At 33.4% G+C, this 1,355-nt stretch carries 1 protein-coding gene and 1 pseudogene; one reads left to right on the forward strand and one right to left on the reverse strand.

Going from position 1 to position 1,355, the window contains the following annotated elements:
• A partial coding sequence (locus KJS58_RS24765; RefSeq protein WP_249717903.1) for an IS3 family transposase occupies positions 1 to 160 on the forward strand: 160 nt, incomplete at its 5' end.
• A 78-nt stretch (positions 161 to 238) separates the two neighbouring features.
• On the opposite strand, the pseudogene KJS58_RS24770 reads toward KJS58_RS24765, so the two are convergent.
• Positions 239 to 1,355 (reverse strand): annotated as a pseudogene (locus tag KJS58_RS24770) (transposase); the annotation flags it as partial.

The raw sequence follows: 1,355 nt of genomic DNA on the forward strand, positions 1-1,355 counted from the left end.
AGATGAAATACCTTATATACAAGCAACCAGTATAGTAGAACTAAGACGAATGGTTGATGAATACATGGACCACTATAACAATACAAGAAAGCAATGGACATTAAAAAAGATGACTCCGGCAGCATACGAGGCCACTGAAAAAGTTGCGCTTTTAAATTAGTAATTGTTTCTCAAAACAAAATAGATCACTTCCTGTTTAGTTTTTGAATAGGAAGTGATCTATTTCTTTTATATTGACTTACTTCTCTGCTTTAATCAGCGTGAGAATTCGTTTGAGGTTGACTGCGAATATAGCTGTTGCTCCTTGTATTTGCATGCCAATTAAACCCGACGATGATGCTTCATCATACCCGTGTCTATGTTTGAGTTCACTGTTTTTCGCCTCAATTTTATATCTTTCTTTTGCTAATGATTTAAATTCTTCACTATTTTGAAATGCTTCTTGTTCTCGATGCTCAGTTGATTTAATTGTGACAGAATACGTTTTACTTTTTGCACTTTCCTTATAACATCCATTACGTAGTAGACATACTTTGCATTTTTCAATATCAAACATATAAGTGTCTTTTTGATTTTTATTAATACCTTTCTTACCTGTACGTGCCTTGCGTATAGCTAAATGTCCTGCTTTACATATGTACATGCCCGCATCTTTATTAAATTCAAATTCATCCTCCTTTTTTCTAGTACCTTGTGTGATGTTAGGATTTAATTTCGCTATTAGTTGTAGTTCATTTTGATTCGCATATTGAATATTTTCTTTTTCTGAGTACGCTGCATCACCTATTACTGTTTCTATTTCCATACCGGTTTCTTTACTTTTCTCGACTAATTCTTTTAAGAATTTCCCATCACTTTTTTCACCAGTTGTGACGATCGCAGCTGTAATAATACGTTCATCACTCATCGCGATATGTGTTTTAAAACCAAAAAAAGAAGAATCAGCTGTTTTATGCCCGACCCGTGCATCAGGATCACTGGAGAAACTAAGATGTTCCTTGTAATCTTCTACGACTTCTTTTAATACATTTAACTTTTCTTTCACAGTTGGAATTGTAGCGATTTGCGATTCTTTTTCTACGATGGAAATGATCTCATTGCAATAATCCACTTCTATTTTCACATCGTTAGAATTAGATTTTGATGGGAATTTAGTTTTCATAGATTCATCGATTTTATATACGGATTTTCGGACATTTTTTGATTTCTCTTGTAGAAACTGTATCGGTTTGATTATAACGTGATTTTGTATGTGTAGCATCGACGATAATTGTTTTACTTTGGATGATTTCTTTTTCTAGTGCAATTTCAACTGTCTTCCCAATAAGCATATCTAACAAACTCACATCTTTGAG

Origin of the sequence: Paenibacillus sp. J45TS6 (genome assembly GCF_018403285.1) — a bacterium.
In the GTDB taxonomy this organism is placed as follows: Bacteria; Bacillota; Bacilli; order Paenibacillales; family Paenibacillaceae; genus Paenibacillus.